General features: G+C 41.8%; 5 protein-coding genes. 3 read left to right on the top strand and 2 right to left on the bottom strand.

The genetic code is table 11. The features are described from left to right. The first annotated feature begins 315 nt into the window (after positions 1–315). The 3 genes from RM368_RS37595 to RM368_RS37585 all read left to right on the top strand — a co-directional run bounded on the left by RM368_RS37595 (position 316) and on the right by RM368_RS37585 (position 5,995). The gene (locus RM368_RS37595; RefSeq protein ID WP_322698776.1) at positions 316–1,113 is read left to right on the top strand and encodes a peptidylprolyl isomerase; all 798 of its coding nucleotides are present in this window, start codon (positions 316–318) and stop codon (positions 1,111–1,113) included. A 160-nt stretch (positions 1,114–1,273) separates the two neighbouring features. Further along, a complete protein-coding gene (locus RM368_RS37590; protein ID WP_322698775.1) occupies positions 1,274–4,231 on the top strand; it encodes a peptidase domain-containing ABC transporter in 2,958 nt (985 codons plus the stop codon). Positions 4,232–4,585: 354 nt separating this feature from the next. Next, positions 4,586–5,995: an HlyD family efflux transporter periplasmic adaptor subunit gene (locus tag RM368_RS37585; protein WP_416212296.1), complete on the top strand. Its 1,410-nt coding sequence runs from the start codon at positions 4,586–4,588 to the stop codon at positions 5,993–5,995. Here the strand turns inward: RM368_RS37585 and RM368_RS37580 are convergent. Beyond that, on the bottom strand, positions 5,979–6,674 hold the full coding sequence (locus RM368_RS37580) for a hypothetical protein (protein ID WP_322698773.1): 696 nt from the start codon (positions 6,672–6,674) through the stop codon (positions 5,979–5,981). The two genes, RM368_RS37585 and RM368_RS37580, sit on opposite strands and share 17 nt — an antisense overlap. 2 nt (positions 6,675–6,676) lie before the next feature. After that, positions 6,677–7,144, bottom strand: a complete 468-nt coding sequence (locus RM368_RS37575) for a hypothetical protein (protein WP_322698772.1) — start codon at positions 7,142–7,144, stop codon at positions 6,677–6,679. Positions 7,145–7,313 lie beyond the last annotated feature (169 nt).

Genomic DNA, 7,313 nt, shown 5'->3' with positions numbered 1-7,313 from the left:
TTATTGAGTATCCACTTACGATTTTTTCTGAGTAATTTATTTCTTGGAAGTCCCTAAGTGAAGAGTTCATAACTTGCGACTTACAACTTGCGACCTCCGACTTCCGACTTTCGACTTCCGACCTCCGACCTCCGACTTCTTTCGTTTCAGTATTTTTACGTATTCAGCAGTTCAAATTTTTGCCATTTTCTGTAGACTCTACATTGTGATAGATGCAACATGCAAGCCATGATTCAGTAGGGTAATACTAGCAATAGATATTCCTGAGTGTGTTCATCTATCTACCAAAGCACTATCTGTGCTTTTTAGCTTTCTATGGCTCAAGTTCTCCAATTTGGCAACCAGACAATTACCCAAGCAGAAATTCCACAACTGCTGGCTGGTTTCCAAATGCTACCGCAATTGTGTCGTTTGTTGATTGTTGAAAAAGCGATCGCCCTAACAGAATTAACTATAGAAGAGAAAGCTCTTGTCATAGAGCAGTTCTACCAAAACAATCAGCTGACAACACCAGAAGCTATAGCAAAAGCTTTAAAGTATTACAGCATGAGCCTTGAGCAACTAGAAGCTGTTGCCACGCGAGAACTGAGGATTGAGAAGTTCAAGCAAGCCACTTGGGGGACAAAGCTAGAATCTTATTTTTTGCAATGTAAGCCTCAGTTAGACAAAGTAATTTATTCCCTAATCCGCACATCTGATGCCGAAGTTGCCCAAGAATTGTACTTCCGCATCAAGGCAGGAGAACAGACCTTTGCTGAATGTGCAAGTGTTTATTCACTTGGGGCTGAAGCTCAAACTCAAGGGATGCTAGGGCCTGTGCCGATGAGTCAACCTCATTCAGCCATAGCACAGAAACTTACTATTTCTCAACCAGGACAGTTATGGCCGCCGATGAAATTGGATGAGTGGTTTGTGATTGTGCGGCTCGAAAAGCTTATTCCGGCTCAATTAGATGATGCAATGCGCTCTACACTTCTGAATCATTTATTTGAGACTTGGTTAGCCGAAGAAATCAGCAAAGCGCAATTGACCATACTTGAAGAAGAGGGAGGGAGTGAGGGAGTGTGGGAGCGAGAGAGGGAAGGAGTGAGGCAAAAATTGGGCGTTGCATAAATGCGGGATGAATTGGCGGTTGAAACCATTGAAAACTTCTGACAAATTGAGCGAAATTATCCCATGATTCAGCAATGCCAAAAATTATACATTTCCTCACTCCCACCCTCCTACACTCCCTCACTCCCTCACTCCCTCACTCCTCCCCCTTGGTAACAAGATGATAGAAAGCACCACCACAATTCAAGAATTTCTCGCCAGCATCTACCCATTTAATCAGCTTTCTATAACCAGTGTTGAGACAATTGCAGAAAAACTTGAACCTTTGCGCTACCGTATGGGGCAAGCAATTTTGGTCAGAGAAACCCTCCCAGCTAGAGTAGCCATTCTTTATCAGGGGCAAGCCCGTTTATTGGGATATGCCCCTGGTGCTTCTGCACCAGATACTCTGCAACTACTAAAACCAGGAGAAATCATTGGTTGGACAAGCTTGCTGCGTGATGTACCGTGTGAAACTGCGATCGCTTCAGTTGAAACTCTTTGCCTAACACTAAAAGCCTCCGATTTCTTAAGTCTAATAGAACTCGAACCTGCTATAGCGAATGCTTTTTGCAACCATTGCAGCCTAATTGAAGTTTTTGACCTATTGGGTGCAGAATTAGAACGTCGGGGCAAGATTCCAGATAATCTTAAAGAACTTGCGACTGCTGCAACAAAACAAGCTACTATTCTTCACTTGCCGAATGGTAAAACACCACTCTCTTCATTAGATCCTAACTTGCTGTGGTTAGTTAGCAGTAAAGGGTCTAACTATGTAGTAGGCGATCGCCTAAATCTAACGCAAGCGCAAGCCTATATCACTGGGTCAGTTCGCTTAATTGGTTTTACTGACCCTACTCTCTCACTCCCCCACTCCCTCACTCCCTCACTCTCCCTCGACTCATTATCTGAAACTGGAATTTGGGCAAACGCCCCATTCGCTCCAGAGCGCCCAGAACAAGCAGAAGAACTGGAGTCAGGGCAAGGAATTAAATACCCGCATATATCGGGTCGCGGCCCTGTGGATGGAACTCTTGCCTGTTTTCAAATGCTAGCGCAACACTTAAGAATGCCCTTTCGCCGCGATGTCTTGCGCCGTGCGTTAGTTAGTAATTTTCAGCGTACAGGGAGTACTTCTATTCAATTATGTGGTGCTTTGGCAGAACTAATGGGGCTGACATCTCAACTGGTGAATGTTCCCGCCGTCGCTATATCTAAACTACCGACACCAGTTTTGATTCCCTGGCAAGATAGTTATGCAATTCTTTACAAAGCCACTGAGAAAGAATTAGTTCTCGCTATTCCAGAACAAGGCATTGTGCGTAAAAAGCCAGCCGATTTTGTAGAAACTTGGGGGGACGAGGGACAAGTACTTTTGTTGCAACCAACTAAAGAAACTCCTCAAAAGCGATTTGATTTAAGTTGGTTTTTACCTGCAATTAAAAAACATCGTACTGTTTTAATTGAAGTATTTATTGCTTCTTTATTTGTCCAACTATTGGGACTAGCAAATCCCTTAATTACACAAGTAATTATTGATAAAGTTATCATTCAAAACGGGATTAATACTCTCAACGTTCTGGGCTTTCTGCTCATAGCAATGGCTGTAGTCGAGGGAATTATTACTTGGCTACGTACTAACTTGTTTGTGGATACCACCAACCGGATTGATTTAAGTTTGGGAAGTGAAGTAATCGATCACCTATTACGTTTACCACTGCGTTATTTTGAGAAACGCCCTGTTGGGGAAATATCTAGCCGGATAAACGAATTAGAAAATATTCGTTCTTTCCTCACTGGTACTGCCCTGACTGTTGTTCTAGATGCTATCTTCTCTGTTATTTATATTGTAGTAATGATTTTTTATAGCTGGCTGCTAACCATCGTAGCACTGGCAACAGTACCACTCTTTGCTTTATTAACCTTTATATTTGCGCCTATTATTCGCAGCCAAACTAGAACTAAAGCTGAACGCAATGCCGAAACTCAATCTTATTTAGTTGAGGTAGTTTCTGGGATTCAAACAGTCAAAGCCCAAAATATCGAACTCAATTCTCGTTGGCAATGGCAATCTCGTTATGGGAAATATATTAGTGCTAGCTTTGAAAATGTTCTGACAAGCAATACTGCTAGTTCTTTATCTAACTTTTTGAATAAACTCTCCAGCTTACTTCTACTTTGGGTAGGTGCATATTTAGTCTTGCAGCAGAAACTGACTTTGGGACAGTTAATTGCTTTCCGCATTATCGCAGGTTATGTCACAAGTCCTCTACTACGGCTAATTCAACTGTGGCAGAACTTCCAAGAAACCGCTTTATCGCTAGAACGCCTCGCCGATATTCTCGATACTCCCCAGGAAACAGAAATTGCTGGGCGTAATAATATCCCGATGCCAGCAATTGTTGGTGCAGTTCAGTATGAAAGTGTTACTTTCAGCTTTGCTAAAAGCCCGAATCCGCAACTCAATAATGTTCATCTTGATATCGAATCTGGTATGTTTGTTGGAGTTGTGGGTCAAAGTGGTGCTGGTAAAAGTACATTAACTAAACTTTTGCCCCGCCTCTACGAACTAGACTCTGGTCGCATCAAAATTGATGGCTATGACATTAATAAAGTAGAACTTTACTCCCTGCGCCAGCAAATCGGTATGGTGTTACAAGACACTCTGCTATTCGATACCACAGTACAAGAAAATATTGCTTTGACCATGCCTGATGCCACACCATCAGAGATTGTGGAGGCTGCTAAAATTGCTTGCGCCCATGACTTTATTATGAATCTGCCCAACGGCTATGAAACTCGTGTTGGAGAAAGAGGTTCGGCTTTATCGGGAGGACAAAGACAACGAATTGCGATCGCTCGGACTGTACTACAAAACCCACCACTGTTGATTCTGGATGAAGCTACCAGCGCACTCGATTATGCTACTGAACGTCAGGTGTGTTTGAATTTAGCCCAAGTATTTAAAGGAAGAACAGTATTTTTCATTACCCACAGGCTAGGAACCATTCAAAATGCCGATGTGATTTTGATGATGAATCAAGGACGAATTGCAGAACAGGGAACTCATACAGAATTAATCGGGATGAATGGATTGTATTACTGTCTCTATCAACAGCAGTCAGCAATTTCTGAATAATTTTTCTATTTCATTTAGCAATCAGCAACCTAATAGAGAATTAACTAAATTTATTTAGCCTCTTACATACTAAATAATAACTTATTACTAATTATGAATACTAATGGCACAAATGGAAACGGTAAGTCTTCACATAACGGTCAGAATGGAAACGGTAAACAAAGCTCTAATACAAATGGTTCCTCTCCACTAAAACAGATAACTTCTTTACAGGATTTAGAAAAGTTATCACCAGAAATATCTAATCTTCAAGCAAAACCACCCTCAACAGCACCGCGTTATGTTCCGAAATTCGACCAACCTGTAATTCTTAGACAATCTCGCAAGTGGTCACGCGCTATTCTTTGGGGTCTGATGGCTGTTACAACTGGTACAATTGTCTGGGCAAACATCGCCAAAATTGAAGAAGCAGTTTCTGCTACTGGTAAGTTAGAGCCTACAGGCACAGTTAAAGAAATACAGGCTCCTGTTGGTGGCGTAGTTAAAAAAATCTATGTTGAAGATGGACAGCAGGTTAAACTTGGTGAACATCTTATCGGGCTTGACCCTACTACTGCTAATGCTCAACTCGACTCTTTGAAGAAAATTCGTCTATCTTTACTCAGAGAAAATCAATTTTATCAGTCTCAAATGAGAGGAGTGAGGGAGTCCGAGAGCGAGAGAGGGAGGGAAAATGCTCTCATTCCCTCACTCCCAGACTCCCTCACTCCCTCACTCTCCAATGAAATGCTTGACCTTACCAAAAGTCGAGTTGCTCTAGTAGCAGAGAACCGTTTATATCGTGCCCAACTAGATGGTACAGGTGACAGTAGTGGACTAAACATCGAACAAAAAGAACGCCTCCTCTCCACTTCTTCAGAATTGGATGCGCGGTTCACTGCTGCAAAACTGGAAGTTGACCAATTAAATCGTCAACTCAACCAAACCCAAATAAAATTGGTTAGCACAAAAGATACTCTCAAAATGAATCAGGGAATTCTCGATAATATTACCCCGTTAATGAATGATGGGGCAATTTCTAAGATTCAATACTTCAAGCAACAAGAAGAAGTTAGAAACGCTCAATCAGAAATTGACCAGCTTACCCAAGAAGGATTTCGTTTACAATCTGCTATTAACCAAGCACAAGCTAAGTTGCAATCAACTGTAGCTATTTCTCGCAAAGATTGGCTCACCCAAATTGCAGATAATAACAAAAAAATTTCCGAGATTGATTCTCAGCTTACTAAAGCCATTGTCGAAAATAATAAGAAAATTGCCGAAAATGATTCTCAGTTGAGCCAAACTCAAATGAATCTTCAATATCAGTCGATTAATTCCCCTGTTAATGGTACAGTTTTTGAACTTAAGGCACATACACCAGGATTTGTGGTGACATCTAGCGAACCAATTCTGAAAGTTGTTCCTGATGATGCTCTGGTGGCTAAAGTCTACATCACCAATAAAGATATTGGTTTTGTTAAAGAGGGGATGACAGTGGATGTGAGGGTTGACTCATTTCCTTTTAGTGAATTTGGTGATGTCAAAGGGAAATTGGTATGGATTGGAAATGATGTCCTACCACCAGATCAGATTTATCCTTTCTATCGATTTCCTGCTAAAGTACGCCTGGAGCAACAATCGATTTCAATTAATGGGCGTAAAGTACTTCTGCAATCTGGGATGTCAGTCAGTGGTAATATTAAACTGCGAGAACGGACGGTGATGAGTATCTTTACAGATATGTTTAGCTCTAGTGTTGAAAGTCTCAAGTTTGTTCGTTGAAGATGGCCGAAGTTTCTGAGCTTTTCACCCAAATATTCCGACTGTTATAAAAATCTCCACGTTGCTCCAAGCTAAAACCACCAAGCAACAATCCTAACCACACTTCCACCATCGGCATTTGCAACACACGTTGCAGTTTAACTAAAGAAATCTCATCATTGACATTTATCAGATGGTTAGCGATCGCGCTCTGCCATTTTTGGACATCCTCATCTGATGCCAAATTGCGAACATCTTCTAAAGTTGTTACCTCATCGAGCATTGCCAAAACATTCGCTTTTTCAACAGGTGCTACTACAGAATCACCCTCCTGGTTAGGATATGAAAATTGGTGTGGGCCGTGTGGTTTAAAGGTTTGTGGTGTTTGCGGTTCAATCAAATCATCTAAATCTAGGTGCATTGTTGTCCGCACTAGACCAGCAAAGAGATCGGCGCTAACAACTGGCCCCAAAAGACTATTGCGATCGTGGGTATCTTGCAACAGCACTTCGGCACGAGACTTAAGAATATCCGCAATTTGATTGAAAGCAATACCTGCGGTTGATAATTGTGTTTCAACAGGTAAATCATGAAGTTCTGTATCCAAGCACTCCCATACAGCATCAAGGGAAGAAGTTGGTGGAGATTCGGACAACTCATCTAATACATCCCAGATGGTTAATTGACGATATGTGGTCATCTCTAGGATTCAGGATGTAACGGGCAAGGACGCACTGGACAGTAACTTGAGGTAATTTCAAACATATCTTTATATTGATAGAGTGAAACACCGTATTGTTTAGCAAAAGCCTGTAACACCTGATCTGTATAGGCGCGGATCTTGCCAGCCGTTAGCCCAAAACAGTGAATTGGTTCTAGGCGGCAAATTGGTTTTTGCCCCAGCCAGAGTTCTGCGCCCAAGGCGTGCAATGGCTTATCCCCTGGTTCTTTATACAAATACAGCACTGCAAAATATGTTGCTGGTGGTTCGACTGCGATTGCATCAATTTGTGCCGAATCATCTTTACTTTTGTTGCGGTAAAACGAACGGCGATTGTGACAAACCTTCGGATTCCAGCAGCCATCACCTTCTGACCCATGCAGCACCTTAGCCTTAGCTGCGGGTAGTTTGGCGCATAGCTGACATTTAGGATCTAACGGCTTGGGCATCGTTTAGTTTATTGATTCCTCCTTAACATACTTCCACACCTATAGCGCGGCTTGGGTATGTGAGCATGTCACTTTTTGTTGTATCTACTAAAATCTGGTTGCGGATAAAATTGTTCTATAGGAATCATATTTGATTTCTGAAAAAGACTACGAGATAATACGGAGGAAG

Origin of the sequence: Nostoc sp. DedSLP03, assembly GCF_034530815.1 — a bacterium.
Classification (GTDB): Bacteria; Cyanobacteriota; Cyanobacteriia; order Cyanobacteriales; family Nostocaceae; genus Nostoc.
The sequence above is the reverse complement of the archived record's forward strand: the minus strand, read 5'-3'. Positions and strand labels throughout refer to the sequence as shown.

Bases quoted from the DNA above. Each gene is read 5' to 3' on its own strand.
- RM368_RS37575 (WP_322698772.1), bottom strand. From the start codon at position 7,144: ATGCCCAAGCCGTTAGATCCTAAATGTCAGCTATGCGCCAAACTACCC.
- RM368_RS37590 (WP_322698775.1), top strand. From the start codon at position 1,274: ATGATAGAAAGCACCACCACAATTCAAGAATTTCTCGCCAGCATCTAC.
- RM368_RS37585 (WP_416212296.1), top strand. From the start codon at position 4,586: ATGGCTGTTACAACTGGTACAATTGTCTGGGCAAACATCGCCAAAATT.
- RM368_RS37595 (WP_322698776.1), top strand. From the start codon at position 316: ATGGCTCAAGTTCTCCAATTTGGCAACCAGACAATTACCCAAGCAGAA.
- RM368_RS37580 (WP_322698773.1), bottom strand. From the start codon at position 6,674: ATGACCACATATCGTCAATTAACCATCTGGGATGTATTAGATGAGTTG.